The following is a 26221-nucleotide window of genomic DNA, read 5'->3' on the forward strand; positions in this document are numbered from 1 at the left end:
GGGCCGTACACCGCGCATGAGCCGGGCCGGACCGGTCTTCGTCAGCTGAACCAGTCGAGGGGGGCCGAACATGCCGATGCTGGAGAACATCCGGCAGCCACGCCATCTCGCCACCCTGCGCACCGCCGACGGCGCGGGACGCCGGCGTGGACGTGCCGCTGCGCACCTTCGGCATCCCCGAGCAGTTTCCGGCCCATGCCAAGCGCGGTGAGCTGCCGGCCGACCTCGGCCGCACCCCGGCCGAGACCGCCGGGCGGATCAGGGCCGCGCCGGCCCGTAAGGAGAGCCACTCGTGACCGGATTCGATCTGACCGAACTGCTCGCCGCGCGCGGCGGCGAACGCTACGAACTGCACGCCCGCCATCTCAACCACCAACTCCCGCGCATGCTGCACACCATCGGCTTCGACAAGGTCTACGAGCGGGCCGAGGGCGCCTACTTCTGGGACGCCGACGGCCAGGACTACCTGGACATGCTCGCGGGATTCGGGGTGATGGGCCTCGGCCGGCACCACCCCGTCGTCCGCAAGGCGCTGCACGACGTCCTGGACGCCGAACTCCCCGATCTCACCCGCTTCGACTGCCAGCCGCTGCCCGGCCTGCTCGCCGAGAAACTGCTGAGCCATGCGCCGCACCTCGACCGGGTCTTCTTCGGCAACAGCGGCACCGAAGCCGTCGAGACCGCCCTGAAGTTCGCCCGCTACGCCACCGGCAGACCGCGCATCCTCTACTGCACCCATGCCTTCCACGGCCTGACCACCGGCTCGCTCTCCGTCAACGGTGAGGACGGCTTCCGGGACGGCTTCGCCCCGCTGCTGCCGGACACCGCCGTCGAGATGGGTGATCTGGACGCGCTGGAGCGGGAGCTGAAGCGCGGCGACGTGGCGGGGTTCGTGGTCGAACCGATCCAGGGCAAGGGGGTCCACGCGGCCCCGCCCGGATATCTGCGCGCCGCACAGGAGTTGCTGCACCGGCACCAGGCCCTGCTGATCGCCGACGAGGTGCAGACCGGCCTCGGCCGCACCGGCGACTTCTTCGCCTATCAGCACGAGGCCGGTGTGGAGCCGGATCTGGTGTGTGTGGCGAAGGCGCTGTCCGGTGGCTATGTCCCGGTCGGTGCGACCCTCGGCAAGGACTGGATCTTCAAGAAGGTCTACTCGTCCATGGACCGGGTGCTGGTGCACTCCGCCAGCTTCGGCGCCAACGCGCAGGCGATGGCGGCCGGCCTGGCGGTGCTCTCGGTGATGGAGGACGAGCAGATCGTCGCGGGCGCCCGGGACACCGGCGAGCTGCTGCGCTCCCGGCTCGCCGCGCTGGTCGACAAATACGAGCTGCTGCATGACGTACGGGGCCGCGGCCTGATGATCGGCATCGAGTTCGGCCGCCCCAGGTCGCTCGGTCTGCGCAGCCGCTGGACGATGCTGCAGGCGGCCCGCAAGGGGCTGTTCGCGCAGATGGTCGTGGTGCCGCTGCTGCAGCGGCACCGCATCCTGACCCAGGTCTCCGGCGACCATCTCGAAGTCATTAAGCTGATTCCGCCGCTGGTCATCGGCGAGCGGGAAGTGGACCGTTTCGTCGAGGCGTTCACGGCCGTCATGGACGACGCCCACGGGGGCGGCGGTCTGATGTGGGACTTCGGGCGCACGCTGGTCAAGCAGGCGGTCGCCAATCGCTGACAACGCAGGTGGGGGATCGATGGCCGCCGCGACGACGGCGCGGGCCGTCAATGAGATGACGGCCCGCTGGGCGCGCGAAACGGTGGGGGAGCGTGGCACGGTCCTGACCGCGGCCGGTGTCTGGCCGCTGCTGGCGCTGCTCGCCGGACCGGCCGCCGGTCCCGCCCGCGAGGAGCTCGCCGAAGCCCTCGGCACCGACGCGGAGCACGCCGGACGCGAAGGCGGCGAGCTGCTGGCCGCGCTGGCGGCGGACGGCGTCGATGCCGCGGTGGCGCTGTGGGCCCGGCGCGCCCTTGCGCTGCGCCCCGCATGGCTGGCCGGCCTCCCGGACGGTCAGCACGGCGAGCTCAGCGGTGATCCGGCCGTGGACCAGGGCGCGATGGACGCCTGGGCGCGGCAGCACACCGACGGTCTGATCGAGCGGATGCCGGTACGGATCGGCCCCGACGTGCTGCTCGTGCTGGCGAGCGCGTTGCTGGTGCGCACCACCTGGGTGGAACCGTTCAGGGAGTACCCGGCCCGTCCGTCCGAAGGGCCGTGGGCGGGGCGGGAGTTGACGGCGCTGAGCCGCTCCGGCACGGATCTGGAGCAGGTCCGGGTCCACGGCACGCCCGCCGGTCCGCTGACCGCGGTGCGGGTCGCGGGTGACAACGGACTGGATGTCCATCTGCTGCTCGGCGAGCCGGACATGCCGGGCAACGAGGTGCTGCGGCACGGTGTCGCGGCGCTGGACGGTGCCTGTCCGACAGTGTCCGGCGCGGCGCTGAGCGATGCCGCCGGGCCGGGGCTGCGGGTGACGACGGTGCCGAGCCACGACGGTGCCCCGCGCCTCGACCTCACCACCACGCGGTTCACCGTCGATGCCGAGCACGACCTGCTGGAGCAGGCGGACCTCTTCGGGCTCGCCACCGCCTCCGATCCCTCTCGCGGACACTTTCTCGGTATGAGCGCGCAGCCGCTCGCGGTGTCGGACGCCCGTCAGACGGCGACCGCGGCCTTCGGGGCGCTGGGCTTCCGGGCGGCCGCGGTCACGGTGATGCCCGTCCCCATGGGCTCCGTGCCACCGCCCCCGCCGTACCGGGCGCAGCAGGTCTCGGCCCGCTACGACCGGCCCTTCGGCTTCCTCGCCGTCCACCGGGCCTCGGGTCTGGTGCTGGTCGCGGGGTGGGTCACGGAACCCTGAGCGGGCGGTCCGGTGTCAGTCCGTCAGCAGCTGGGCACGCAGCCGCTCGCGGGTGGCGGGCGCCAGCTTCAGGCCGTCGGTGAGGTACTTCTCCGTGGAGCCCCAGGTCTGCTCGATCGCGTCGTAGGCGGCCGCGAGGTAGTCGGTGTGCGCCCCGAACAGCGGCGCGAGCAGTTCCATGACCTCCTGCGACATCCCGACCGCGGAGTTGTCGGAGCGACGGATCTTGTAGCGCCGGTGGGGATCGTTGGACTTGAGGTAGTCCGCCTCGATGGCGTCCCGCTCCACACCGACCGCGAGCAGGGTCACGGCGACGGAGAGGCCCGCGCGGTCCTTGCCGGCCGCACAGTGCATCAGCGCCGGGACGCTGTCGTCGGCGAGCGCATTGAGCACCCTGCTGTGGTCTTCGGTGCGGGTGGTGATGATGTGGCGGTAGGTCGTGGCCATACGGGCCGCGGCCTTGCCGTCGCCGAGCGAGGAGCGCAGCTGGTCCAGCTCACCGTCGCGCACCATCGCCCAGAATTCCGCGCCGTCGGCCGGGTCGGTGAGCGGGATGTTCACGTTGCGCACGCCGGGCAGCGTGACATCGGGTCCTTCCAGCTTGATGTCCGAGGCATTGCGGAAGTCGAAGATGGTGTGCAGCCCGAGGCCGGCCAGAAACGCGGCGTCCGCCTCGGTCGCGTGGGCGAGGTGGCCACTGCGGAACAGCCGTCCCTCCCGTACGCGACGCCCGTCCACGGTCGGCAGTCCCCCCACATCGCGGAAGTTGCGGACCTCCGTGAGCTCGGGCTGGGCCTGTGGGACCTGCGGCGTCTGCTGCGTCACGGGCGCTCCTCGGGTTCGTTCGCCGACGCCGCTCCTCGGCGAGGCGGGGCACCTCCGACGATACGACATTGGTGCAATAGGCAATCAGGTCGCAACGGACGCACCACGATGCGCGACGAAGCACCGGGGACAGGGCGTGATCGATCCTTATTCCAACTTGACAAGAATTTGACCTGGTGGCATTAATCACCCCTCGTCAACCCCTGGTTACGGTGGCGTAGGTCACTTCTTGAGGTGAATTATGTCCTGACGTGGCAGACGATTCGAAGTACCTCAGTAACGGCGCTCACGGCGCCATCGGGTCGTACGCAGCCGTCGGGGACAGCTTCACAGAGGGGGTCGGGGATCCCGGCCCTGACGGGGCGTACATCGGTTGGGCGGACCGGCTGGCGGTCCTTCTCTCGGACCAGCAGGCCGAGGGGGACTTCCGCTATGCGAACCTCGCGGTCAGGGGGCGACTCCTGGACCAGATCGTCGAGGAGCAGGTGCCCCGGGCGAAGGAGCTCGCCCCCGCCCTTGTGACGTTCTGTGCCGGCGGCAATGACATCCTGCGGCCGGGCTCGGACCCGGACGCGGTCGCCGAGCGCTATGAGGCGGCGGTCGCCGATCTGCGGCAGGAGGTCGGCGCGGTCCTGCTCTGCACCGGCTTCGACACCCGCGGCGTCCCCGTTCTCAAGCATCTGCGCGGCAAGATCGCCACGTACACGGCGCACGTCCGGGCCATCGCGGACCGGCACGACTGCCCGGTCCTGGATCTGTGGTCGCTGAAGTCGGTGCAGGACCGACGGGCGTGGAGCAAGGACCGGCTGCATCTGTCCGCCGACGGGCACACCCGGGTGGCGCTTCGCGCGGGGCAGGTGCTCGGGCTTCGGGTGCCGGCCGACCCGGACCAGCCGTGGCCGCCGGAGGCGGAGCGCTCGGCCGCCGAGGCGCGGCGGGACAACATCCACTGGGCGCGGGAGCATCTCGTTCCGTGGATCGGGCGCCGGCTGCGCGGGGAGTCGTCCGGTGACCATGTCGAGCCCAAGCGGCCCGATCTGCTGCCGCTCTAGGGCGGCCGGGCCCGTCCGTGGCCCAAGGCATGCAGGAGGCCCCGTTTCCGCCGATGCGGAGCGGGGCCTCAGTGTGCGAGCGAGGAGTACGGAAGGTCCGCCCAGACGACCCGGCCCTGACCGCTGTCGGCGGGCCGTGATCCCCAGCTTTCGGACAGCGCGCCGACGAGGAAGAGCCCTCGACCGCACTCCTTGTCCACGCTGCCGGGCTGGACGTGCGGCGCCGAATCCTCCGGGCCGCCCTGGTCCGTGACCTCTATGCGTATGTGCGCCCCGAAGAGGGCGAGTTCGCAGCCGATCTTCTCGCTGTCGGTGTGCCGTACCGCGTTGGTGAACAGCTCGGAGACCACCAACTCCACGTCGTCGAGGACTTGTTGGTCCGCGCCCCACTCGCGCAGCAGCGCACTGGCGCGTCTGCGCGCCTCGGGCACGGACGTGCGTCGCGCCGGCAAGTGGAACGCGTCCTGCGGGTACTGGGCGACAAAGCCGCCACAGCGCCCTAACGAAGGAGCGTTGTTGGAGGAAGCCACGTCGTAACTATGTGCGATGACCGTCACCGATGGCAAGGATCACTCTGCAATTTGCAGAATCGTAAGGTGCAGTCTGTTCGTGCTACTGACGGCATGACACACTGCTTAACACTGATGTCAGTTGGAGGCGATCGGACGTGGCGGACCCACGGTCGGCAGGTGCGCCGACCGTCCTGCGGGTGGTGCTCGGCAAGCGACTGCAGGACCTGCGCGAGAAAGCGGGACTCTCCTTCGAACGGGCCGCCGCGGCCCTTGATGTGACCCACGCCACGATACGACGCATGGAAAAGGCCGAGGTCGGCCTCAAGCTCCCTTACGTCGAGAAGCTGTTGGCGACCTACGGCGTCACCGACGAGGACGAGATCGAGGGCTTTCTCTCCCTCGCCCGCGAGGCCAACAAACCCGGCTGGTGGCACCGGTTCCGGGACGTCCTTCCCGAGTGGTTCAGCGCATTCGTCAGCCTGGAGAGCGAAGCCAACCTCATCCGGGCCTACCAACCGCATTACATCCCCGGGCTGTTGCAGACCGAGGACTACGCCGCTGCCGTCCTGCGGGCCGGTATGCCGCACGCCTCCGCGGCGGACATCGACCGCATCGTCGCACTGCGCATGGAGCGGCAGTCCCTGCTGACCCGTGACCACGCACCGATGCTGTGGGTGGTCCTGGACGAGACCGTGCTGCGGCGGCCGATCGGCGGGTCCGGGGTGATGCGCGACCAGATCACCCGGCTGATGGAGGCCACCGCACTGCCGAACGTCCGGCTGCAGGTCATGCCCTTCGCCGCGGGCCCGCACCCCGCCATGTACGGCCCCTTCCACATTTTCCGCTTCCCGATTCCGGAACTCCCGGACATCGCCTACGCGGAAAGCCTCGTCGGAGCCGTGTACTTCGACCAGCGCAACGACGTCTCGCAGTTCCTGGAGGCCCTGGACCGGATGTGTGCGCAGGCCGCGCCGGCACATACCACCGAGGCCATTCTGGGTGGCTTTCGCAAGGAGATCTGAACCATGGATCGCATACGCATCTACAACGGCATGCCCGCCAAAGAACTGGGCACTGAGGGCTGGCACAAGCCGTGGAGCGGCGGAAACGGCGGCGAGTGCGTCGAAGCCATGCGGCTGGGCGACGGCCGGATCGCGCTGCGCCAGTCGACCGACCCGGACGGCCCGGCGCTCATCTACACCCACCACGAAATGGTGAGTTTCATCGAGGGTGCGAAGGCCGGCCACGCCGACTTCCTGCTCGCGGCCGCGCCGGGCCGGCGCACCGAACGGAGGACGGCATGAGTCGGCAGGACATATCCGAGGGGGCACCGGACGGCGAGGTCCCAGAGGTCGGACCGTACATCCAGGGGCCGGAGCACTCGGGCTTCTCGGTCGAGGAGATCGACACCAGCCGGCCGCACCCGGCCCGGATGTACGACTACTACCTCGGCGGCTGGGACAACTACGAGGTCGACCGGGTGGCCGCGGAGCGCGTCATCGAGGTCCACCCCCAGGTACGGCTCAGCGCCCGCGCCAACCGCGCTTTTCTGCGGCGGGCGGTGCGCGAACTGGTCACCGGCGGCATCCGCCAGATCATCGACATCGGCACCGGCATCCCCACCTCGCCGAACACCCATGAGGTGGCCCGGGAGACCGCTCCCGACACCCGTGTCGTGTACGTCGACAACGACCCGATCGTCGCCACCCACGCCGGGGCCCGGCTGACCAACACCGAACGCACCGGATTCGTGCTCGGCGATGTCCGCGACCCCAGGGCGGTGCTGGACCACCCCACCGTCCGGGAACTGATCGACTTCGACCGGCCGGTGGCGCTGCTGCTGGTTGCCGTACTCCACTTCATCCAGGACGACGAGGATCCCGCCGGACTCATCGCGGCCCTCGCCGAGGGGCTCCCCGCGGGCAGCCATCTCGTCCTGTCGCATGCGACCGGCGAGCCCTATGAAGCCTATGAGGGGGGCCGCACGGACGAGCAGGCGCGCGACGGCGTCGTGAACGTCTACAAGAGCGCCACCGCCACCCTCAACCTGCGGTCGAAGGCCGAGATCGAGCCGCTCTTCGGACCGTTCACCCTGCTGGAGCCGGGCGTGGTACGGGCACCGCTGTGGCGGCCGGACGGGGCGGTGCCGAGCGCGGAGGATCTCAACAACACCATTTTCTACGGCGGGGTGGGCCGCAAGGGCTGACCGGCCGGGCCCGCCGGCCCGGCCGGAGGCCTACGCGCCTGCGCGGGAGACCCGGGCGTCCGGCGGACCCGGAAGCCGCTGCCCGTCACCGGGTGGTGCGGTGGCGGTGGCCGGCGCCGTCGTGGTGCGCGCCGGGCGCAGATCTCCCGGTGTGGCGAGGCGGGTGTGGGTGCCCGGGGAGGTGCACGCATACGCCCCCGCGACGGCGCCCAGGCGCGCGCACTCCTCAAGGTCCCGGCCCGCCATCCGGCCGTAGAGGAAGCCGCAGGTGAAGGCGTCGCCCGCGCCGTTGCTGTCCACGACGGGGCCGGGCGGGACCGCGGCCGGCACCAGGCGTGGGGTGCGGTCGTCGGCGCTGAGGAGGTAGGCGCCGCCCGCCCCGGCCGTCGCGATCACTGCCTCGGCGCGTCCCTCGTGCAGGATCTCCCGCATGACGGAGCCGATCCGTTCCCCCGCCCCGGCCGTACTGAGAAACACCAGGTCCGAGCGGAGCGCGAACTCCCGGTGATGGTCCGTCAGCCCGTCCCAGTCGTGCAGATCCGTGGAGACGGGGAGGCCCAGGGCCTCGATGTCGTCGTACAGAAAACGCGCGAAGTGCATGATCGACAGATGGACGTGCCGGGCGCGCCGCAGCGGCGGGAGGTAGTGCTCGGGCGGCATCCGCAGATCGAGCGGGTCACGGCCGTCGTAGAACGACATCCGACGGCCGTCGGAGGCTACGAGGTTGACCGCACGCCGGGTGCCGTGCGGCGAGATCAGCGGCCGGAAGTCGACGCCCGTACCGGCCAGTCGCTCACGGACCAGACTGCCCGGATGGTCGTCGCCGAGGAAGTCCACGAATCCCGTGGTGAGCCCGAGTGCCGCGCAGCCGAGCGCGACGCCGGTGCCGGTGTGACCCGCCCCTTCGTGAAGCGGCGGGACCGCGTAGGAGTCGGCGAGCGGTACGGGCAGCGCGCCGACCGACACGATGGTGTCCACGCCCGACCCGCCGACGACGAGCACGTCATAGGAGTCATACGGCTCAGAAACCTGCTGGAATGTCACAAGCGTCCCTGAATCCCTTGCTGATGAGACGAATCCCTTGCTGGTGGAACCGTTTGCGGACGACGTGCGTCCGCTGCCGGGAGTCTAGACGCACGCCCGGCTCATCACGGGATGTCAGGGACTCCGGTGACGCGAGGGAGCAAAGGACGCATAAGAAGCCGGCGTCGTTGATCCGTGGCCGGTGAGGGACGGGCGAGGAAGCGCGGCCGGCCGGGAGCGCCGGTGTTCCGCCCCGAATCGGTTGACGGAAAGGGCCGTTGACACGGCCTGTGAAGGCACTGAAGCCTGAGGGCCGTCAGTGATCAGGTTCCGCGGACGACGGGCGGAAACCTGGCATGGCGTACGGCCCCCGATATGGCGAGCGGGCCCGGGGACAGGAATGAACGGGTCGTCGGCGGTCGGACGGGCCGGCGGGGGAGCGAGGCGGACATGGCAGAGCACTCCGATGGCGGGCGCACCGCGATCGTGATCGGCGGCGGGCTGGCCGGGATGCTGGCCGTCACCGCCCTGGTCGGACAGGTCGACACCATCACCGTCGTCGAGCGCGACCGCTACCCGGAGGGGCACGCCTTCCGTAAGGGCGTACCGCAGGCCCGTCATCTGCACATCCTGCTCAGCGGTGGCCGGCGCGCACTGGAGGAACTGCTGCCGGGCACGGTCGCCGCGCTCAGCGAGGCGGGCGCACGCAGCCTGTATCTGCCGCGCGATCTGCTCACCCGCACCCCTACGGGCTGGCAGCGCCGCTTCGACGAGCGCCGGCATCTCACGCTGAGCGTCACCCGTCCGGTGCTGGACACGGTCGTACGGGAGCAGGTGCTGCGGGCCGTCGCCGGCTCGGCCACCCGGGTGGAGGTCCTGGAGGCGACCGAGGCCATCGGGCTGACCGGGGACGCCGGCCGGGTGACCGGGGTACGGGTCCGGCCGCGGGGCGGCGAGCCGGGCGGGCGGCCCGAGCGGGAGCTGACGGCCGCGCTCGTGGTGGACGCCTCGGGCCGCACTTCCCGCACGCCCCAGTGGTACGCCGAACTGGGCCGCCCCGCGCCGCAGGAAGAGACCGTGGACGCGGGGCTGGCCTACGCCACCCGGATGTACCGGCCCAAGGACCCGGCCACCGCGCCCGACGCGGGCGTCAATGTGCCCGGCTGGCCGGGGTGCCCGCGTGGCGCCGCGTATGTGCCGGTCGAGGACGGCAAGTGGCTGCTGACGCTGTCCGGTGTGCGGGGACACCACCCGCCGATGGACGCGGCGGAGTTCACCGCCTTCGCCGCCACCATCGGCGACCCGTACGTCCATGAACTGCTCGGCCGGGCCGAGCCGCTCTCGCCGGTGCACGGCTTCCGCGATACCTGCAACCGCCGCCGCCACTACGAGCGGCCCGGCGCCCTCCCCGAGGGGTTCCTCGTCCTGGGGGACGCCGGCTGCACCTTCAACCCCGTATACGGGCAGGGCATGTCGGTCGCCGCACTCGGCGCGCTGGCCGTGCGCACCACGCTCGCCGACGGCGGCGGTCTGCGCCCCGGGGTCACCGCCGAGGCACAGCGGGCGGTGGCTCGCGCCGCGGAACCCGCCTGGCTCGTCGCGGTCGGCGCGGACCGCCCTTACGCGAACCCCGACGACACCAAGGCGGGTCTCGGGGAGCGGCTGACCACGTGGTACATCGACCGGCTCGCCGCCCGTGCCGCCATCGACCCCGTCGTCGGGGCGGCCTTCCGGGACGTCTTCTGCCTCACCGCGCCGCCCGCCCGTCTCTTCGCCCCGCAGATCTTCCTGCGTACGGTCTTTCTGCCCCGCCGCCCCGGCCTCCCCAGCCCGCCCGCGGTCGTCGAAGGGGTCTGAGCCCGCCGGGGAACGGGCTGCGTCCGCGCTCCGGTGGCCGCCGCGCGCCCGCGGGACGGCACACCGCGCGTGCACCGGGCCGGCACGCCCGACGCCCGCGCCCGTGAGCCGCCGCCCCGGCACTCGGCCGCCCGCGGGGGAGCGCCTCCGCGGCCCGCTCCAACGGACGCGTCCGGGTTGCCGGACCGGGAGGGGCCTGCCACAGCCCCCGGGGAAAGGTCACACCCGTCCCCGGAATGTCACGGCCGGTCGCGCCGTTTGTGTCTGCGGGTGATGGTGTGGAGAGTCCGGGTGTCGTGGTGCGGAAACCGTACGGCGGCGCCGTGTGGCGCGGCGTACCGGAACCCGCCGCTCACGCGGCCCGTTCTCTTCGCGACTGCCCCGACCATGGAGGTGCCGTGACCGGTTCCAGACCTCGTCGCACTCGACTTTCCGCGCTGCGTCCCGCGGCCTTCGGCGCCGTGCCCACCGGGGAGCGGCTGGCCAGGATACGCAGGTCGCCGCAGTTCGTGGACGGCCAGTTCCGCAATCCGGCGGCGACCAGGCAGCTGCTCCACGGCTCCGCGCTGCCGATGATGCGTACCCAGCTGAGTCGGGAGGGGCGGCGGCGCCGGGCGCCGGTCGGCCGGATTCCGGTGTACCGTCCGACCGCCGCGGACGGGACGGAGCCGCCGGCCTCCGGGCTGCGGCTCACCTGGATGGGTCATTCGAGCGTGCTGGCCGAGGTGGACGGGCAGCGGGTGCTCTTCGACCCGGTCTGGGGCGAGCGCTGTTCGCCGTTCACCTGGGCCGGACCCAAGCGGTTGCACCCGGTGCCCATCGCGCTGGACGAGCTGGAGCCGGTCGATGTAGTGGTGATCTCCCACGACCACTACGACCATCTCGACCTGCCGACGGTCCAGGGCCTGACCGGCACCGGCGCGGCCTTCGTCGTGCCGCTCGGCGTCGGTGCCACCCTGGAATTCTGGGGCGTGCCAGCGGAGCGGATCACCGAGCTCGACTGGCACGAGTCCACCCGCGTCGGCGCACTGACCCTCACGGCCACCCCCGCCCAGCACTTCTGCGGCCGCGGTCTGCGCGGCCCGCAGCACACCCTGTGGGCCTCCTGGGTGGTCGCGGGCCCCGACCACCGGATCTTCCACAGCGGCGACACCGGCTACTTCCCCGGCTTCACGGAGATCGGCGCGGCGCACGGCCCGTTCGATGCGACGATGATCCAGATCGGCGCGTACAGCGACTTCTGGCCGGACATCCACATGGACCCCGAGCAGGGGGTTCAGTCCCACCTCGACCTCCAGGGCGGAGAGCCCGACGGCGTGCTGGTGCCGATCCACTGGGGCACGTTCAACCTCGCACCGCACCCGTGGGCGGAGCCCGCCGAGTGGACCCTGACCGCTGCCCGGAAGGCCGGGGTCACCAGCGCCCACCCCCGGCCGGGCGAGCCGTTCGAGCCCGCCGATCCCCCGGCCGTCTATCCGTGGTGGAGGGCGATTGCGGTGCCTCCCGCCCAAGGATGGCCGGTATGGCCGCCGGCGGTTTCCCCCTCCGACGTGGACCTCGTCGCGGACCGGTGAGGCCGTAGGGGACGACGGCCTCCGGCGTGTGCCGCAGGCCTTGATGGCCCCGGAGCCCGTACGCCGGGCACCGCTTCGGCCGGGCCCGGCTCCGCGCACTCTCCGGACAGCACACCCGCGAACCGGTGGCCCAGCGGCCCGACTTGCGGTGGCCGTCCCGCTGTCCCGATGGCGCGGTGACGCATCTACGGGAGACCGCGCCGGAGGGCCGGACTCCTCGTGCGGTCGATCCGGCGGCGTGCGAGGAGCCCGCCGATGCCGGGGATGACGGCAGCCGCCTTCGCCGTGCTGTCGGCGCCGTCATGACGCCATGCCGCGATCACGACGAACAGGTAGGCGCAGCCGTGGAGCGGCCCCATCAGGGCGGAGAGGGGTTTGAGGTGGACGGTGGCGAGGTTGGCCAGCAGCACGATCAGTGAAACGAGTTCGATGGGGGCGGCCGGCCACAGAGGGCGTGCGCGCATGCTCACGCTCCCGTGGTGGAGCCGGGCCTGATGATCATCAGGACGGTGACGGTCGCCCACAGCAGGTTGAACAGGCCGGTGAGCATCGCCAGCCCGGGGGCGGCGCGTTGATCGGGAATCAGGGAGCCGGGGTGGTTCGCCGCGGCCTCGACCGCGTCGAGTGCGCTGTCCTGGCGGGGCAGGACGAGCAGCGCCAGGATCGCGGCGGCGCCCGCGGTGAGGGCGAGGGAAGCGATCAGCCAGGCGCTGCGCAGGACGCCGAGACTGCCGGCGGTGGCGAACCCCAGAACGGGCACGGCGACACCGATGGCGGCGTATACCCGGCAGATGCGGTGCAAGGTGTGCAGGCCGCTGCGGGCGGCGACGTCCTGCGGATCCGTCTGAGCACGGCGCAGGGTCCGGGGAAACATACTGGCGGCGACGGTGACCGGCCCCACGGTGAGGAGGGCGGCCAGGACGTGCAGCGCAAGGAAGAGCTTTGTCACGGTGTGTGGTCCTCGGTTCAGCTGGTGCGGTGTCGGCCGGTGACCTTGGAGGCGGGCAGACGGCCGGCCCGGGAGGTGCCGGACAGGGTGTCGCCGTCGACGGTCACGGCGAAGGAGAGGTTCAGGCGCAGCGGCTTGGTGCTCCAACTCCCTTGAATATGCAGCAAGTTGAAAGGTCCGAGTGGGCTCACGGAGTCGTCGGCGTCGGTCCCCGGTCGCGCCAGACGACGCCACGGCGCTCATGGGCGAACAGCTCCTCGACGGCGTGGGCGACCTTGGGTCCCACCTCGCGCTCCAGCAGGTAGAGGCCCAGGTCCAGGCCGGACGTCACGCCGGCGCCGGTGACCAGATCGCCGTCGTCGACCACGCGGGCCCGCACCGCATGCACACCCGTGGCGTCCAGCAGGTCCAGGCCCAGGTGATGGGTCGTCGCATGGCGTCCCTCCAGAAGCCCGGCCATGGCCAGGACGAGCGAGCCGCCGCACACCGCGCCGACCGTCAGTCCGGGCCGGTCCATGGCGGCCTTCAGCAGGGAAGGCAGGCCCGTCTGCAGCGTGCGGCCCAGCAGTACGGGGATGGAGTCCTCCGGTGTCCGGTCGCCGGTGTCCTCGTCGGGCACCTCTCCCGGCTCCCCGGCGCGGCCCGAGGCGCCGGGCACCACGATGAGGTCGGCCCGCTCCGGATCGAGGCCGGCCGTGGCCCGTAGCGCCAACTCGCCTGTCCCGCTGGCCACTTCACGCGGCCCTTCGGCGGAGACCAGCTCCACGCTCACCGCGCCGCCGGAGGCGGCACCTCCGGCGTGCAGGACCTCATAGGGGGCGATGACATCGAGCGGATCGAAGCCGTCGAACAGGACGATCTGAGCGTGCATGGGTGTTCCTTCGGGGCGGAGGCGACCGGGTCCGTACCGGGCTCACCACCGAAGCTAATCCGACCTGCCCGCGCGTCCCAGTGGCATTACCGACAACAGTCAACGGGATCCCGCCAAGCCGTTCAGAAGACAATGGAGCAGGAAGAATGTTCTCTCACCCGCTTACGGTGACCACCCGCTGGAGCTGGTAAGGCATGGCGGGATCTCGGCGAGTGGGTAACTTATGGCCATGCATACCGTCGCCGTCCTCGCTCTCGACAAGGTGATCCCCTTCGATCTCTCCACCCCAATCGAGGTCTTCACCCGCACGCGCCTGCCGGACGGCCGTCCCGGCTACCAGGTCCGCGTCTGCGCCGAGCGGCCGGAGGTCGATGCGGGTGCGTTCACTCTGCGGGCGCCATGGGGACTGGCGGGGCTGACGGACGCGGACACCGTCATCGTCCCCGGCACCGCCGACCCGGCCGCCCCGCTCCCGCCCGCCGTCCACGACGCGCTGCACGCGGCCGCCGCCAACGGCACCCGTATCGCCTCCATCTGCTCGGGCACCTTCCCGCTGGCCGCTTCCGGACTGCTCGACGGGATGCGCGCCACCACCCACTGGGCGGCGGCCGGCATGCTGGCCGCCGCCCACCCGGACATCGAGGTCGACCCCGAGGTCCTCTACGTCGACAACGGCCAGATCCTCACCTCCGCGGGCGCCGCCGCCGGGCTCGACCTGTGTCTGTATCTGATCCGCCGCGACTACGGCTCGGCCGTCGCCGCCGACGCCGCCAGATTGTCCGTCATGCCCCTGGAACGAGAGGGCGGACAGGCCCAGTTCATCGTCCAGCCCTTTCCGTCCACACCCCGCGGTTCCACGCTCGAACCACTGCTCACCTGGCTGCAGGACAACCTGGCCCGCGATCTCACCCTGGCCGACATCGCCGTCCGGGCGGACACCAGTACCCGGACCCTGATGCGCCGCTTTCGCGAACAGACCGGCACCACGCCGCTCCAGTGGCTGCAGCGCGCCCGTGTCCGCCAGGCGCAGCATCTGCTCGAAACCACCACGCACTCGGTCGAACGCATCGGCGCCCAGGTCGGCTTCGGCTCATCCACCGCCTTCCGCGACCGCTTCAAACGCACCACCGGCGTCAGCCCCCAGACCTACCGCCGCACCTTCCGCTGAGCGCCCCGGCGTACCGGCGCGAGGGCCGACCGCGGCCCCGCCGGGCAAGCCGCGCCCGCCCGTCGGCCGGCAGGTCGTGGAGCGGTGGTGGGCGAGCCGTGGTGGTGCGCCGTTGTCCTGCCGCGCTCGTGCCGGGGCGGCCGAACGCCCCGGCGTGCGTCAGGTCCGCGAGCGCCGCCCGCGAGCTTCGAAAGAGGTTCCGCTGGATTCCTCAACTCGCCTTCCTTGAACGGTAGTTCGTATTGCTTCGTACTGACGTACGCGTGGCGCCCACTCAGGGAGGTGGCGAGGGGTAGCGAAACCCCGAAGTGGGTCCGAACCCCACCCGTGCAACAACTAGCGTGCGTGCTCCGCGAACTGCCAACGGCCGATCCGGAGGGCGCCGATGCCTACCGCATTCCCCCAGGGGACTCAGACGTCCCAGGAGGCTCAGAGATCCCCAGGGCCCTTGGGTTCCCCGGGGGTCGCCCCCGTCCCTGCTTCCGCCCGGCGGCGAGAGCGTGAGGGCGGACGACACGGCCGGGCCTCGTTCCCCGAGTCGGCCGCCGACTCGGCGATACGGGCCCGTCTGGTCAGGCTCGCCGCCGTCCCCTGTCTCCTCGTCGCCGTGCTCTGCACGGCCGTCGCCGCCTTCGTCGTGCAGGCGGGCGGCGCCCGGCTCACCGGTCGTGAGTGGGTGGTGCTGTGCGGTGGTCTCGCCCTGGTCTGCGTCATCGTGCTCACCGCGAGCGCCGCCGCCAACGCCGAGGCCCGCGCGGCCGTCACCCGTTACGCCCGGCTGCGCCAGGTCTGCGCCCGCAGCCAGTCCGACCTGTATGACCTGCTGGACCGCGTCCGGCAGGGCGAATGGATCCAGCGTCGCGAGCCCGAACAGGGCCTCGTGCCCACCGGTGACACGCTCGATCTGCTCGCCCACGAGGTGGCCGCCGCGGGCCGGGCAGCCGAGTGCGCCGTGATCGACGCGGTCGCCATCGCCCGCAGCAACGCCAGCGGCAGCGAGCAGAAGGTCGAGGTCTTCGTGAACCTCGCCCGTCGTCTGCAGTCCCTGGTGCACCGGGAGATCGAGCTGCTGGACGAGCTGGAGAACCAGGTCGAGGACCCGGACCTGCTCAAGGGCCTGTTCCACGTCGACCACCTGGCCACCCGGATCCGCCGGCACGCCGAGAACCTCGCCGTGCTCGGCGGCGCCATCTCGCGCCGCCAGTGGAGCCGCCCGGTGTCCATGACCGAGGTGCTGCGCTCCTCGATCGCCGAGGTCGAGCAGTACCCGAGGATCAAGCTGGTGCCGCCGATCGAGGGCACCCTGCGCGGACATGCCGTCGCCGACGTCATCCACCTGCTCGCCGAACTCGTCGAGAACGCTTCGATCTACTCCGCCCCGCAGACCTCGGTACTGCTGCGGGCCCAGCTCGTCACCGCCGGTCTCGCGGTCGAGGTCGAGGACCGCGGACTGGGCATGTCGGCGGACGAGCAGTCGCGGATGAACGCCCTGCTGGCCGACCCCGAACATATCGACGTCGCCGAGCTGTTGAGCGACGGCCGGATCGGACTGTTCGTGGTCTCCTCGCTCGCCCGGCGGCACGGCATCGTGGTCCGGCTGCAGAGCAACATCTACGGCGGCGTGCAGGCCGTGCTGATCGTGCCCCAGGAGCTGCTCGGCGAGGATGCGGCCGACGGGGACTCGGGCGAAGCGGATACGCCGCGCGCCGGATCACCGGACAACGACCCGGCACGCGAGCACGACGGGGGATACGACGGCGGCTTCGTCCACGACCGTGACGGCGGCCATGGGTCTCACGACCGCCACGGACCGCACGACCACAGGGAGCGGCACGACCGCCATGACCCCGGCCGGCAGACCGTGGCCATCCCCCGCCCTGCTCCGGCCCCCGATCACGCGCTGGACATGGCCCCGCGCGGCTACGGCGACCGTACGGCCTCGGTCCCGGCCCCGCTGCCCGTCCCCGCGGACACCGATCCCGATTCCGGCGCCGCTCGGCGTCGGCTGGTCCGCGCATCGGGCGCCCACACCCCTGAAGTCCAGATGCCCGACGCGCAGATGCCCGAGCCGTACCTCCCTGATGCCGCCCCGGCCGACCCCGGCCCGGTCGTGCTCCCGCCCGCGCCGCCGGCCGTGGACAACAGCGCCCGCCCACGGCTGCCCCGGCGGCGGAAGCAGACGCATCTCGTGCCCGAGCTGCGCGGCGACCCCGTCCTGCCGTCCACGACACCCCGCACGGGGCCGGAGCCCGAACACGATCCCGGCCTGATGGCGGCCTTCCGGCGCGGCTTCAGCCTCGCCGACGACATCTACGCCGGCGACACCGCCGGCGGTAACGGCAGCACCCCGGCCCAGGGCGGCGACACCAGCAGCCCGGTCGGCAACGACCTGCTCTACGACCGTGACCACGATGCCCCGATGGCCCGCCCCCGAGGAGACGACCGCAACCATGGTGAGTGATGTGCGTGCGCAGGCGCATTCGCAGCTGCAGGGAGGCCAGCACACCGATCTGTCCTGGCTGCTGACCGGGCTCGTCCAGCGGGTGCCGCACGCCCGGAGCGCGCTGCTGCTGTCCTCGGACGGCCTGGTCAAGGCTGCCCATGGCTTCGACCCGGACAGCGCCGACCACATGGCCGCCCTGTCCTCCGGCCTCTACTCCCTCGCCCGCAGCGCCGGTGTGCGCTTCGGGGAGGGCGACGACGTCCTGCAGGTCGTGGTCGAGCTGGAGTCCACCTTCCTGTTCGTCTCCACGGCCGGATCGGGCGCGTGCCTCGCCGTGCTCGCCGCCCGCGAGGCCGATGTGGCGGTGCTGGGCTACGAGATGTCGATGCTGGTCAAGAGCGTCCGGCCGTATCTGTCCACCCCCGCGCGCCAACAGACGCCCGCGGGCGGTCGTTGACCATGACCGTGCGTCGCCGACGGCGGCAGGGCGGCGAACCGTGGTACGACGACGCGGCGGGCCGGCTGGTCCGCCCGTACACCGTCAGCAACGGCCGGACCCGTCCGACGGCGCACTTCGACCTGCTGACCATGGTGATGGCCACCGGCCGACGGCCCGTCTCCTGCCAGGGCCCCGACTACGCCCAGGTGCTGGGGCTGTGCTGCGGGCCGGTCTCCGTGGCCGAGATCGCCGCCCACATAAGGCTGCCCGCCGTGGTCACCAAAGTGCTCCTCGCCGACCTCGTCGACTGCGGGGCGCTCACCGCGCGGGCCCCCGCGGCCGTTTCGGCAGGGGCCGCGTCCCGTACCGACCGAGCCCTGCTGGAGGCGGTGCTGAATGGACTTCGCAAACGACTGTGACCCCCACACCCAGGGGGACCCCTCGACGGACCTCTTCCCCACCGCGCTCAAAATCCTGGTCGCGGGGGGCTTCGGGGTCGGCAAGACGACCTTTGTCGGCGCGGTGAGCGAGATCGAGCCGCTCAGTACGGAAGAGCTCCTCACCCAGATCAGCGTCGGGACGGACGATCTGGCGGGCGTCGAGAACAAGGACACCACCACCGTCGCCATGGACTTCGGCCGGATCACGCTCAGCCCCGCGCATATCCTCTATCTCTTCGGGACGCCGGGGCAGCAGCGCTTCTGGTTCATGTGGGACGAGCTGTCCAACGGGGCGCTCGGCGCGGTGATCCTCGCCGACACCCGGCGCCTGGACCAGTGCTTCGGCGCCGTGGACTTCTTCGAGCGGCGGGGTATCCAATTCATCGTCGCGGTCAACGAGTTCGACGGTTCCTTTCACTACGAGCCGGACGAGGTCCGCACCGCCATGGACATCTCCCCGGACGTCCCCGTCGTGCTCTGCGACGCCCGCCAGTGCAGCTCGGCCACCCAAGTCCTGGTATCGCTCGTCCAGCATCTGCTCACCCCCGCCCTCGCCGCGACCCCGGAGCTGCCATGAACCACCCCGCCTCCCGTGTCCCGTACATCTCCTACGACCCCACGCGCCATCTGCTGCTCACCCCGCAGGACGACGAGGCCCCGGCGCGGGTCGCCCGGCTGCGCGCCCTGGGTATCGGCGAATCCCCGCTGCCCGCGTTCGACGAGTTCGCGCGCAAGCTCGCCCGGACCACCAGGGCGCCGTACTCGATGGTCAACTTCATCGACGAGCGACGGCAGTACTTCGCCGGTCTCTACACGCCCGCCCAGGACCAGGCCGTCGAGCTGGGACCGGCGCCCGCCAGCGCTCAGCCGGGCCGGGTGATGGACCGCGACCACGGGTACTGCCCGCATGTCATCGTCCGCCGGAAAGCCCTGGTGCTGGAGGACGTCTGCGACTATCCGCGGTTCGCCGGCAACCCCGTCGTGGACGAGATCGGTATCCGCTCCTACCTCGGTGCGCCGCTGATCGACCGTACGGGGATGGCGCTGGGCACCGTCTGTGTCGTGGACCTCGAACCGCGCCCCTGGGGGCGGGAGGGGCTGGAGACCATCAAAGCGATGGCCGCCGAACTCGTCGAGCAGATCCATCGCATGGAGAAACAGCAGAGCGACGTCTGAGGCAGCTTCCCCTGGTCCGGAACCCGGCCCCGGTGCCCGGCGCGGACGGCCCTGGAGCCGGACGGCCGGCCCGGGGCCGCGGCATCGGCTCCGGGCCGATGACCGCGAGCCCCGGGCCGGAGCCTGTCGCTCATCTGGGGCGGGCGAACCATGAGCGCTGGCGGACCGGACCGGTGCGCTGGCCCGGGACCGTGGCGGTGGCGTCCTGGCTCCGTCCGGGCGCCGGGCCGTCCGCGGGGGCGTCGCCCTCCTCCGGCCACTCCGAGGGCTCCAGCCGCAGCAGCTCGGCGAGCCTGCTGGACCACTCGCCCTGCGCCCGCCCCAGGGCCAATTCGCCCAGGCGCAGCAGCTGGATGTCGGAGGTGCCGGCCGGCGCGAAGATGTGGTGGGCGTCCCGCAGGAAGCGCTCCACCGGCCGGTCGGTGAACAGCCCGCACGCGGCATGGATGTCCATCGCGTCACGCGCCGACTCCAGCGCCGACTCCACATTGACCAGCTTGGCGTTCATCAGCTCCGCGTCGCACGGCAGCCCCTGGTCCAGCAGATGCACCGCGTGGTACGCGGACAGCCGGGACAGCAGCAGCCGGGACTGGATGCGTCCCAGCTTGAGCTTGATGTTGCCGAGGTCCGCCAGCGGTTTGCCGTAGCGCTGCCGCTGGGCGCAGAACGCCGTGGTTTCTTCCAGCACCGCCTGATGGATGCCCAGCGATACGGCGGTCAGATTCGGCCGCCCGTACAGCACGCTGGAGGAGTACGCGACCGACAGCCCGTCGCCCTCACGGCCCAGCAGATTTGCCGCCGGGATGCGGCAGTTGTCGAAGAACAGCTCGCCGAAGCTGAAGCCGTGCAGCCCCATCGCGGGCTGCTGCGGCCCGACCCGGAAGCCGGGTCTGTCGGACTCGACGAGAAACGCCGACAGGCCCTTGGAGCCCTCGCCGGTGCGGACGACCACGCCGTGCAGATCGCCGACATGGCTGTTGCCGACATAGATCTTCCGGCCGTTGAGGAGGTACTCGTCGCCGTCGCGGACCGCGGTGGAGGTCATGCCCAGCACATGGCCGCCGGACTGCGGTTCGGTGACCGCGATGGTCGGCAGGCACTCGCCGGAGGCTATGGCCGGCAGCCAGGTCTTCTTCTGCTCCTCGTTGCCGAAGTGGACGATCTTCGCGACGCCCAGCTGCGACGCCTGCACCATGGCGCCCATCGCGGCGCTCACCCGGGAGATCTCCTCGATGATCAGGGTCTTGGCGACATGCCCGGCGCCCATCCCGCCGTATGCGCGGTGCACGGTCGCGCCTATCCAGCCCTGCCGCGCGATCAGGCGCGAGAGGTCATGGCAAACGGAACGGTTCGCCTCCATCTCCGCCACCCTGGGGCGGACCTCCCTCTCGGCGAACTCCCGCACCTGGTGCCGGAGTACCTCATGCCGCTGGTCGGTGAAGTAGCGATGCAAGACGAGCCCCTCCTTCGCGATCTCCCCCGTGCTGGTCGCATCTCGCCCCTGGGCGGCACCGGCGGTGCCGCCCACAGCGAACGTTCCGGAAAGTGATCTTTCGCTTACCCCGTGCAATACCCGTTGGCATACCTACTGCAGGGCGCATAAAACATCAACTGGGTGCATTTAAGTGAAGAGTTGAAGCGCGGAGCATCTGCGCACCACCCCCAGTTCCGGAATGCGGATGGCGCGGTTCCGAAGGCCCCGGAACCGCGCCACCCCACGCCTCCCGCCCCGCCACGGCGGGTTGGGGCGCGTCAGTGCGAGACGTCGCAGCAGGACTCGCGACGCTGCTGCCGGCCCACCTCCAGCCAGTCGGTGCCGGTCGGCCGCAGGGAGCGGGTGGTGGCGGGCGCCGGGAAGGAGTCGGTCAACTGCCGCTGTGCGAAGAGCCGTCCACCGCGCAGCACCGCGGAGGTCCGCACCAGGGAGTCGAAGTCCTGGAACGGATCGCCGTCCACCAGCGTCATATCGCCGAGCTTGCCGACCTCCAGCGTCCCCAGATCCCGTTCCGCGCCGAACACCCGGGCGGGCAGTGCGGTCGCGGTGCGCAGCGTCCGGCTCACACTGAGACCGCCGCGGTGCAGCGCCCGCAGGCACAGGTGCAGGCCCAGCCCCACCGGCGCCAGCGGCTGGTCCGTGCCCAGCGCGACCAGTCCGCCGCCGTCCAGCACCCGCCGGTAGAAGCCGACCTCGGTCTCGATGTCGGCCAGCTGCGCCGGGGTGGGGCGATGCCCGGCGTTCTCCCGTACGACCGCGGTGTCCCAGGGCGGCATCAGCCGGGCCACCCGCACATCGTCCGCCAGCGCCGGATCGTCACCGAGCAGCGCGGCGGCCGAGAACGGAGTGGCGAGGAGGTGGAAATCGGAGCCGGTGTAGACCTCCTCGACGTCCTGGTAGGCGCGCCCGGAGCCGCTGACGGCATGGCCGAACTCCAGTCGCTGGGTTGCTTGCAGATGTGTCGTCAGATCCTGGCCCAGCTGAATGCCCGGCGTGAGCAGATGGCTGCCGGACCGGACCCCGAGCCGCTGGTGGGCGAAGCGCGCGGCCTCCTCCATCACCCAGCCCGGCGCCCGTACGTAGGTTTTGACGAAGTCCCAGTCGAGGGCCGCGCCGCGCTCCAGTGAGCGGCGCAGCCCCGCACGGGTGCGGTGCGCCCGCCCCATGCTGTACGCGACCCGCCCGCCGTCCAGCAGCTCTCCGCAGGTCAGCAGGCGCGGCCCGGCGAGCACACCGGCCGCCACGGCCTCCCGGATGCGGGCCTGTTCATAGGAGAAGCCCCCGCAGGAGACCGCGGTGGTGATGCCGTAGGCGAGCTGCAGCGCGGTCTGCCGCCCGCCGTAGGTCGTCTGCCACGGGTGGGTATGCGCGTCCCACAGGCCGGGCAGCACGGTCTGGCCGGAGGCGTCCACCCGCCGGGCCGCGCCGGGCCGGGACGGGCGGTGCGCTTCCACGGCCGTGATCCGCCCGTCCCGCACCACCACATCGACGTCCTCCCGCACTTCGTCGCCGGTGCCGTCCCAGAACCGGCCCGCGTGGACCACGGTGTCCCGGGCGCGCGAGGGGCGGTGCCCGAGGGACAGCGGGACGGTCCGTGCCGCGCCGCCGGACACCCCGGTCAGCCGCAGCTTCCCGGCCGAGAGGTACAGCAGCGTGCCGGAGTCCCCGGACCACGACGGATGGTCGGCGCTCTCCTCCGTCAGCTGCCGCGGCGCACCGTCCGGCGTACCGTCGGGCCGCACCGGCAGCACCCACAGCGCGGACTCGGCGATCACGGCCAGCCAGTGCCCGTCGGGTGACCACACGGGCCCGGAGTCATAGCGGTCGGCGACCGAGACATGCTCGGCGACCGGGTACAGCCGGTCCTTTCCGGTCTCGGCGTCGACGATCCTGATGACGTTGTAGCCCTCGCGGAAGCGGCGGTTGAGGCGATTGCGGTCGCAGTACGCCAAATAGCGCCCGTCCGGCGACCAGCTGGGGCGGCCGGGCAGCCCGCCGGCGCCCATCGGCGCGGCCAGCACCTTCTCCGTGCCGTCGGACAGCGTCCGTACGAGGAGGTTTCCGGACATGTCCAGCGCGGCCAGCCGTCCGCCGTCCGGTGACAGTGCGGGCTGCACCCGGCCGCCGGTGGCCAGCACCGTCTCCTCGCCGGAGGCGATATCGTGGCGCCGCACCGCGAACAGCCCGTCGCGGTCGTCCGCATAGAGCAGCGCACGCCCGTCGCGGGACCAGCTCGGCGCCAGGACGTAACGGGTGGCATCGGCCCGGACGATCCTGCGTGGCGTGCCGTCGCCCGAAGTGGGCGCCAGCCAGAGGGAGTTGAGTGCGGCGAAGGCGACCTTGCGGCCGTCGGGCGAGAGCGCGGGCAGATGTACCCCGCGCACCGGGCCCGCCGCCGTCCGTTCGAAGCCGTAGTCCTTGACGCGGTAGTGGGGGCGGTCCAGCGGCAGCCGCGCGGTGAACGGGATGGTCTCGGCACGCTGCGGGGCATTGGCCCGGACGATCCGGAACTGCCCGCCGACCGTCAGCAGCAGCTCGTCCCGCGAGACCCAGCGCGGCGGCACCGGCTCCACATCGCCGTCGACCGCGACCCGCACCCCGTCCACCACCAGCGTGCAGGTGGGGCCCGGATAGTCCGTGGTCCGCAGATAGGCGAGCCGCCCCGTGGGGGACAGCGCCGGCACCATCACCTGCGCGGTCGCCGTTTCGGTGTGCTCGGTGCGCACCGAGCCCCGGCCGTCGGCCGGTACGGAGGCGACGGTACGGGAGACCAGCGCCGCGCCCGCCACCTGCCCGCGTACGAACACGATCCGCGAGCCGTCCGGCGACCAGCAGGGGTCGAAGTCCTCCCAGGCGGCATCCTGATGGGGGCCGTCCTGACCGGGCAGCCCGGTCACCCGGGTCAGCTGCCGGGTCTTCACCTCCAGCACCCAGATCCGGTACGGGCTGCCGGTCACCGCATCCCCGCCCCGCTCCGAGGCGAAGGCGATCCGGGTGCCGTCGGGCGACCAGGCGGGACCGCGGTCGTCCCACGGGCCGTCGGTCAGCTGCTGGAGACCGGAGCCGTCGGCGGCGAGCGTCCAGAGGTGGAAATTGCCTCCCCGGTAGGCGCAGACGGCGATCCGGCGGCCGTCGGGGGAGTACACCGGACGGGTGGCCTCCAGGTCGGGCGGGGTCAGGGCCACCGCGTCGCCGCCGGCCCGCGGCAGTGACCACAGCACGTTCTGGACCTCGGCGACCAACCGGTCACCGGCCGGGGAGAGGGAGGCCGCGCCATTGGTGGCGGCCGTGAAGGACAGGGTGGCGCCGCTCGCAGCGGCGTCCTGCGCTAATGCGGTGGGAGCCGTGACACCGGCCAGCCCCGCCGCGGCGGCGGCAGAGGCGGTGCCCTGCAGAAATCTGCGGCGGGACAGCGGCGTGGGGTGATGAGGGAAGTCCTCGAAACGGTCCTCGAAACGGTCCGTGGTGTCCAACGTTCCTCCTGCGAAGGGGGGTTGCGGCACATGGTCGGCAAAGAACCGGCTGATCGTGTCACGCCGTCCGGGGACCGGGGCAACTACGCCACGCGCGCCCCATGGCGCACCGCCGCCCCACGCGGAAGAGTGGGCGCCGACGACTCGTCAGCCACCGCCCCGGCAGTCAGGAGACGACGCCATGCAGGCCATGCAGCAGGACTTCCACCAGGCCCCGGACGGTGCCCGTATCGCCGCCTACACCTGGCTCCCGGAGTCCGGTCACCCGCGCGCCCTCGTCCAGATCGCGCACGGTGCCGCCGAACACGGCCGGCGCTACGACCGCTTCGCCCGCTTCCTGACCGGCCACGGCTATGGCGTCCTCGCCTCCGACCACCGCGGCCACGGTGCCACCGCCGCCTCCACCGGCGGCCGAGGTGTGGTCGGCGAGGACGCCTGGCGGGCGATCGTCAGCGACCTCAAGGGCATCGGCAACCATGCGGCCGCCGCCCACCCCGGCGTCCCGCTGGTGCTGCTCGGCCACAGCATGGGCGCGATGCTGGCCCGCGACTACGCCCAGGAGTACGGCGCCGACCTCGCCGGACTCATCCTCACCGGCGCCTTCCGCACCCTGCCAGGCCTGGACATCGACGGCGCCATCGCCGAGCTGGACCAGGAGATCGCCGAGCACGGCCGCAGCGCGCTCTCAGGCTTCATCCCGCGCAACTTCAGCTCCTTCAACGACGCTTTCCCCCACCGCACCGGCTACGAATGGCTCTCCCGCGACGCCGCCGAGGTGGACGCCTACGCCGCCGACGAGGACTGCGGCTTCCCGTTCTCCGCCGGTCTCGCCGCCGACTGGGTACGCGCCATCCGAAAGATCAACGACCCGGACAATCTCGCCCGCATCCCGCGCGGACTGCCCGTCCACATCGCCGTCGGCGACCAGGACCCCTGCCATCAGGGGATGACCCTGATCCATGAACTCCTGGAGGACTTCCGCTATCAGGGCACCCGCGATCTGACCTGGCGGGCCTACCCGGACGCCCGCCACGAGATCCTCAACGAGACCAACCGCGACGAGGTCCAGGACGACCTGCTGGCCTGGCTCGACAAGCACGTCTGAACCGGCGCGCGCTTCGGGGCGAGCGGTCAGACCATCACCACGTCCGCGGCGTCCGTGGCCCCGGCCGTGGCGCGCAGCGTGGCGTCGCCGAAGGGCCGCACGGTCGTCGCGTGGCCGCGGAGCCGGAGATCCGCGGCCGGGGCGCCGAGGTCAGACCTGTCCCGGCTTGAAGACGTCCTGCTCGATGAGGATCTTGTCGATCCGGGCCTTGTCCACCCGGTTCGTCACCTCCTCGACCTCCTGGCGGTCACGGATGCACTTGGCCAGCGTGAACGCGGAGGACACCACGAAGACCAGACCGATGGCGAGGAACCCGCGCTCCCACGGCCCCACCGGCAGTTTGATGATCCCGATCACCAGCGCCGCCAGCGACAGCCCGAAGGAGATCGCGGCCTGCACGAAGAAGGCCGTGGTCGTCGGCCGCTGAATCGATGGAGTAGTCATGCGCGTAGCGTGGCGGCACGGTGGCGGCGGTGCATGAGTACGGGTACTCATCTCTGCGTCGGCCGTACGCGGGCCGATGCGGAATATGGCAGCACCCACCCTCTGACATGCGGTATTGTTCTCGTGCGCGGTCGGCCCGGGATTTCCCGGCCGGAACGGGCAACGGGACGTGGCGCAGCTTGGTAGCGCACTTGACTGGGGGTCAAGGGGTCGCAGGTTCAAATCCTGTCGTCCCGACTTGTTTTTTCTGCAGGTCGGAGGCCGTTTCCGAATTTCGGAGCGGCCTTTTTGCATGCGTGGCCACCTCGACC

The 26221-nt window shown here is 71.5% G+C and carries 26 protein-coding genes and 1 tRNA gene; 17 read left to right on the top strand and 10 right to left on the bottom strand.

Annotated elements, in window-relative coordinates:
- Positions 1-146: 146 nt before the first annotated feature.
- Genes ACWGI6_RS36590 through ACWGI6_RS36600 form a run of 3 tightly spaced genes read left to right on the top strand, consistent with a single transcriptional unit; the run spans position 147 to position 2858 of the window.
- Positions 147-296 (top strand): hypothetical protein, encoded by a 150-nt coding sequence (locus ACWGI6_RS36590; RefSeq protein WP_453271502.1) that lies wholly within the window; start codon positions 147-149, stop codon positions 294-296.
- On the top strand, positions 293-1675 hold the full coding sequence (locus tag ACWGI6_RS36595) for an aspartate aminotransferase family protein (RefSeq protein ID WP_453271503.1): 1383 nt from the start codon (positions 293-295) through the stop codon (positions 1673-1675). The genes ACWGI6_RS36590 and ACWGI6_RS36595 overlap by 4 nt, the downstream gene beginning before the upstream one ends.
- Positions 1676-1694: 19 nt before the next feature.
- Positions 1695-2858: a serpin family protein gene (locus ACWGI6_RS36600; RefSeq protein WP_453271504.1), complete on the top strand. Its 1164-nt coding sequence runs from the start codon at positions 1695-1697 to the stop codon at positions 2856-2858.
- A gap of 15 nt (positions 2859-2873) precedes the next feature.
- Here the strand turns inward: ACWGI6_RS36600 and ACWGI6_RS36605 are convergent, their stop codons facing one another.
- The gene (locus ACWGI6_RS36605) at positions 2874-3683 is read right to left on the bottom strand and encodes a tyrosine-protein phosphatase (protein ID WP_453271505.1); all 810 of its coding nucleotides are present in this window, start codon (positions 3681-3683) and stop codon (positions 2874-2876) included.
- A gap of 251 nt (positions 3684-3934) precedes the next feature.
- On the opposite strand from ACWGI6_RS36605, the gene ACWGI6_RS36610 reads away from it, so the two are divergent.
- Positions 3935-4735 (top strand): SGNH/GDSL hydrolase family protein, encoded by an 801-nt coding sequence (locus tag ACWGI6_RS36610; RefSeq protein WP_453271506.1) that lies wholly within the window; start codon positions 3935-3937, stop codon positions 4733-4735.
- A 68-nt stretch (positions 4736-4803) separates the two neighbouring features.
- Here the strand turns inward: ACWGI6_RS36610 and ACWGI6_RS36615 are convergent, their stop codons facing one another.
- Positions 4804-5265, bottom strand: coding sequence for an ATP-binding protein (locus ACWGI6_RS36615; protein ID WP_453271507.1), 462 nt, complete (start codon positions 5263-5265; stop codon positions 4804-4806).
- Positions 5266-5402: 137 nt separating this feature from the next.
- Between ACWGI6_RS36615 and ACWGI6_RS36620 the strand changes: the two genes are divergently transcribed.
- Genes ACWGI6_RS36620 through ACWGI6_RS36630 form a run of 3 tightly spaced genes read left to right on the top strand, consistent with a single transcriptional unit; the run spans position 5403 to position 7453 of the window.
- Entirely contained in the window at positions 5403-6269 is an 867-nt protein-coding gene (locus ACWGI6_RS36620; protein ID WP_393907859.1) for a helix-turn-helix domain-containing protein, read from the top strand.
- A 3-nt stretch (positions 6270-6272) separates the two neighbouring features.
- A complete protein-coding gene (locus ACWGI6_RS36625; RefSeq protein WP_086718198.1) occupies positions 6273-6551 on the top strand; it encodes a DUF397 domain-containing protein in 279 nt (92 codons plus the stop codon).
- Entirely contained in the window at positions 6548-7453 is a 906-nt protein-coding gene (locus ACWGI6_RS36630; protein WP_453271508.1) for an SAM-dependent methyltransferase, read from the top strand. The genes ACWGI6_RS36625 and ACWGI6_RS36630 overlap by 4 nt, the downstream gene beginning before the upstream one ends.
- 30 nt (positions 7454-7483) lie before the next feature.
- Here the strand turns inward: ACWGI6_RS36630 and ACWGI6_RS36635 are convergent, their stop codons facing one another.
- Entirely contained in the window at positions 7484-8497 is a 1014-nt protein-coding gene (locus tag ACWGI6_RS36635; RefSeq protein WP_453271509.1) for a carbohydrate kinase family protein, read from the bottom strand.
- A gap of 429 nt (positions 8498-8926) precedes the next feature.
- On the opposite strand from ACWGI6_RS36635, the gene ACWGI6_RS36640 reads away from it, so the two are divergent.
- Positions 8927-10333 carry an NAD(P)/FAD-dependent oxidoreductase gene (locus tag ACWGI6_RS36640; RefSeq protein ID WP_453271510.1) on the top strand — a complete coding sequence of 469 codons (1407 nt, stop codon included), beginning with the start codon at positions 8927-8929 and terminating at the stop codon, positions 10331-10333.
- Positions 10334-10731: 398 nt separating this feature from the next.
- Positions 10732-11907: an MBL fold metallo-hydrolase gene (locus ACWGI6_RS36645; protein WP_453271511.1), complete on the top strand. Its 1176-nt coding sequence runs from the start codon at positions 10732-10734 to the stop codon at positions 11905-11907.
- Positions 11908-12092: 185 nt separating this feature from the next.
- Here the strand turns inward: ACWGI6_RS36645 and ACWGI6_RS36650 are convergent, their stop codons facing one another.
- Genes ACWGI6_RS36650 through ACWGI6_RS36665 form a run of 4 tightly spaced genes read right to left on the bottom strand, consistent with a single transcriptional unit; the run spans position 12093 to position 13727 of the window.
- Positions 12093-12371, bottom strand: coding sequence for a DUF3817 domain-containing protein (locus ACWGI6_RS36650; protein ID WP_453271512.1), 279 nt, complete (start codon positions 12369-12371; stop codon positions 12093-12095).
- A 2-nt stretch (positions 12372-12373) separates the two neighbouring features.
- Complete coding sequence (locus ACWGI6_RS36655; protein WP_453271513.1) at positions 12374-12856, bottom strand: DUF2269 family protein; 483 nt, start codon at positions 12854-12856, stop codon at positions 12374-12376.
- Between the two features lie 17 nt (positions 12857-12873).
- The gene (locus tag ACWGI6_RS36660) at positions 12874-13023 is read right to left on the bottom strand and encodes a hypothetical protein (protein ID WP_453271521.1); all 150 of its coding nucleotides are present in this window, start codon (positions 13021-13023) and stop codon (positions 12874-12876) included.
- Between the two features lie 20 nt (positions 13024-13043).
- A complete protein-coding gene (locus ACWGI6_RS36665) occupies positions 13044-13727 on the bottom strand; it encodes a DJ-1/PfpI family protein (protein ID WP_453271514.1) in 684 nt (227 codons plus the stop codon).
- Positions 13728-13956: 229 nt separating this feature from the next.
- Here ACWGI6_RS36665 and ACWGI6_RS36670 point away from each other — a divergent pair, with 229 nt between their 5' ends.
- The 6 genes from ACWGI6_RS36670 to ACWGI6_RS36695 all read left to right on the top strand — a co-directional run bounded on the left by ACWGI6_RS36670 (position 13957) and on the right by ACWGI6_RS36695 (position 19393).
- Positions 13957-14895: a GlxA family transcriptional regulator gene (locus ACWGI6_RS36670; protein WP_453271515.1), complete on the top strand. Its 939-nt coding sequence runs from the start codon at positions 13957-13959 to the stop codon at positions 14893-14895.
- A gap of 385 nt (positions 14896-15280) precedes the next feature.
- Positions 15281-17356, top strand: coding sequence for an ATP-binding protein (locus ACWGI6_RS36675; RefSeq protein ID WP_453271516.1), 2076 nt, complete (start codon positions 15281-15283; stop codon positions 17354-17356).
- Positions 17346-17795: a roadblock/LC7 domain-containing protein gene (locus ACWGI6_RS36680; RefSeq protein ID WP_453271517.1), complete on the top strand. Its 450-nt coding sequence runs from the start codon at positions 17346-17348 to the stop codon at positions 17793-17795. The genes ACWGI6_RS36675 and ACWGI6_RS36680 overlap by 11 nt, the downstream gene beginning before the upstream one ends.
- A 2-nt stretch (positions 17796-17797) precedes the next feature.
- Entirely contained in the window at positions 17798-18196 is a 399-nt protein-coding gene (locus tag ACWGI6_RS36685; protein ID WP_393907870.1) for a DUF742 domain-containing protein, read from the top strand.
- Complete coding sequence (locus ACWGI6_RS36690; RefSeq protein ID WP_393907871.1) at positions 18174-18794, top strand: GTP-binding protein; 621 nt, start codon at positions 18174-18176, stop codon at positions 18792-18794. Before ACWGI6_RS36685 ends, ACWGI6_RS36690 begins: the two co-directional genes overlap by 23 nt.
- Positions 18791-19393 carry a GAF domain-containing protein gene (locus ACWGI6_RS36695; protein WP_393907872.1) on the top strand — a complete coding sequence of 201 codons (603 nt, stop codon included), beginning with the start codon at positions 18791-18793 and terminating at the stop codon, positions 19391-19393. The genes ACWGI6_RS36690 and ACWGI6_RS36695 overlap by 4 nt, the downstream gene beginning before the upstream one ends.
- Before the next feature lie 130 nt (positions 19394-19523).
- On the opposite strand, the gene ACWGI6_RS36700 is transcribed toward ACWGI6_RS36695, so the two are convergent.
- Together ACWGI6_RS36700 and ACWGI6_RS36705 are read right to left on the bottom strand one after the other, a co-directional pair.
- The gene (locus ACWGI6_RS36700) at positions 19524-20846 is read right to left on the bottom strand and encodes an acyl-CoA dehydrogenase family protein (protein WP_453271518.1); all 1323 of its coding nucleotides are present in this window, start codon (positions 20844-20846) and stop codon (positions 19524-19526) included.
- Positions 20847-21145: 299 nt separating this feature from the next.
- A complete protein-coding gene (locus tag ACWGI6_RS36705; RefSeq protein WP_453271519.1) occupies positions 21146-24361 on the bottom strand; it encodes an amidohydrolase family protein in 3216 nt (1071 codons plus the stop codon).
- Positions 24362-24542: 181 nt separating this feature from the next.
- Here ACWGI6_RS36705 and ACWGI6_RS36710 point away from each other — a divergent pair, with 181 nt between their 5' ends.
- Entirely contained in the window at positions 24543-25466 is a 924-nt protein-coding gene (locus ACWGI6_RS36710) for an alpha/beta fold hydrolase (RefSeq protein WP_453271520.1), read from the top strand.
- Between the two features lie 150 nt (positions 25467-25616).
- Here ACWGI6_RS36710 and ACWGI6_RS36715 read toward each other — a convergent pair whose 3' ends face one another.
- Positions 25617-25910: a YiaA/YiaB family inner membrane protein gene (locus ACWGI6_RS36715; protein ID WP_030078864.1), complete on the bottom strand. Its 294-nt coding sequence runs from the start codon at positions 25908-25910 to the stop codon at positions 25617-25619.
- A gap of 163 nt (positions 25911-26073) precedes the next feature.
- On the opposite strand from ACWGI6_RS36715, the gene ACWGI6_RS36720 reads away from it, so the two are divergent.
- Positions 26074-26147 (top strand) — tRNA-Pro (locus ACWGI6_RS36720).
- Positions 26148-26221: the final 74 nt, after the last annotated feature.

This window comes from Streptomyces sp. NPDC054786 (genome assembly GCF_053611685.1).

What these genes read in the sequence shown, in the direction of transcription:
- ACWGI6_RS36600 (WP_453271504.1), top strand. Translation starts at nt 1,695, where the DNA reads ATGGCCGCCGCGACGACGGCGCGGGCCGTCAATGAGATGACGGCCCGC.
- ACWGI6_RS36625 (WP_086718198.1), top strand. Translation starts at nt 6,273, where the DNA reads ATGGATCGCATACGCATCTACAACGGCATGCCCGCCAAAGAACTGGGC.
- ACWGI6_RS36630 (WP_453271508.1), top strand. Translation starts at nt 6,548, where the DNA reads ATGAGTCGGCAGGACATATCCGAGGGGGCACCGGACGGCGAGGTCCCA.
- ACWGI6_RS36640 (WP_453271510.1), top strand. Translation starts at nt 8,927, where the DNA reads ATGGCAGAGCACTCCGATGGCGGGCGCACCGCGATCGTGATCGGCGGC.
- ACWGI6_RS36650 (WP_453271512.1), bottom strand. Translation starts at nt 12,371, where the DNA reads ATGCGCGCACGCCCTCTGTGGCCGGCCGCCCCCATCGAACTCGTTTCA.
- ACWGI6_RS36665 (WP_453271514.1), bottom strand. Translation starts at nt 13,727, where the DNA reads ATGCACGCTCAGATCGTCCTGTTCGACGGCTTCGATCCGCTCGATGTC.
- ACWGI6_RS36670 (WP_453271515.1), top strand. Translation starts at nt 13,957, where the DNA reads ATGCATACCGTCGCCGTCCTCGCTCTCGACAAGGTGATCCCCTTCGAT.
- ACWGI6_RS36675 (WP_453271516.1), top strand. Translation starts at nt 15,281, where the DNA reads ATGCCTACCGCATTCCCCCAGGGGACTCAGACGTCCCAGGAGGCTCAG.
- ACWGI6_RS36680 (WP_453271517.1), top strand. Translation starts at nt 17,346, where the DNA reads ATGGTGAGTGATGTGCGTGCGCAGGCGCATTCGCAGCTGCAGGGAGGC.
- ACWGI6_RS36685 (WP_393907870.1), top strand. Translation starts at nt 17,798, where the DNA reads ATGACCGTGCGTCGCCGACGGCGGCAGGGCGGCGAACCGTGGTACGAC.
- ACWGI6_RS36690 (WP_393907871.1), top strand. Translation starts at nt 18,174, where the DNA reads ATGGACTTCGCAAACGACTGTGACCCCCACACCCAGGGGGACCCCTCG.
- ACWGI6_RS36695 (WP_393907872.1), top strand. Translation starts at nt 18,791, where the DNA reads ATGAACCACCCCGCCTCCCGTGTCCCGTACATCTCCTACGACCCCACG.
- ACWGI6_RS36710 (WP_453271520.1), top strand. Translation starts at nt 24,543, where the DNA reads ATGCAGGCCATGCAGCAGGACTTCCACCAGGCCCCGGACGGTGCCCGT.
- ACWGI6_RS36715 (WP_030078864.1), bottom strand. Translation starts at nt 25,910, where the DNA reads ATGACTACTCCATCGATTCAGCGGCCGACGACCACGGCCTTCTTCGTG.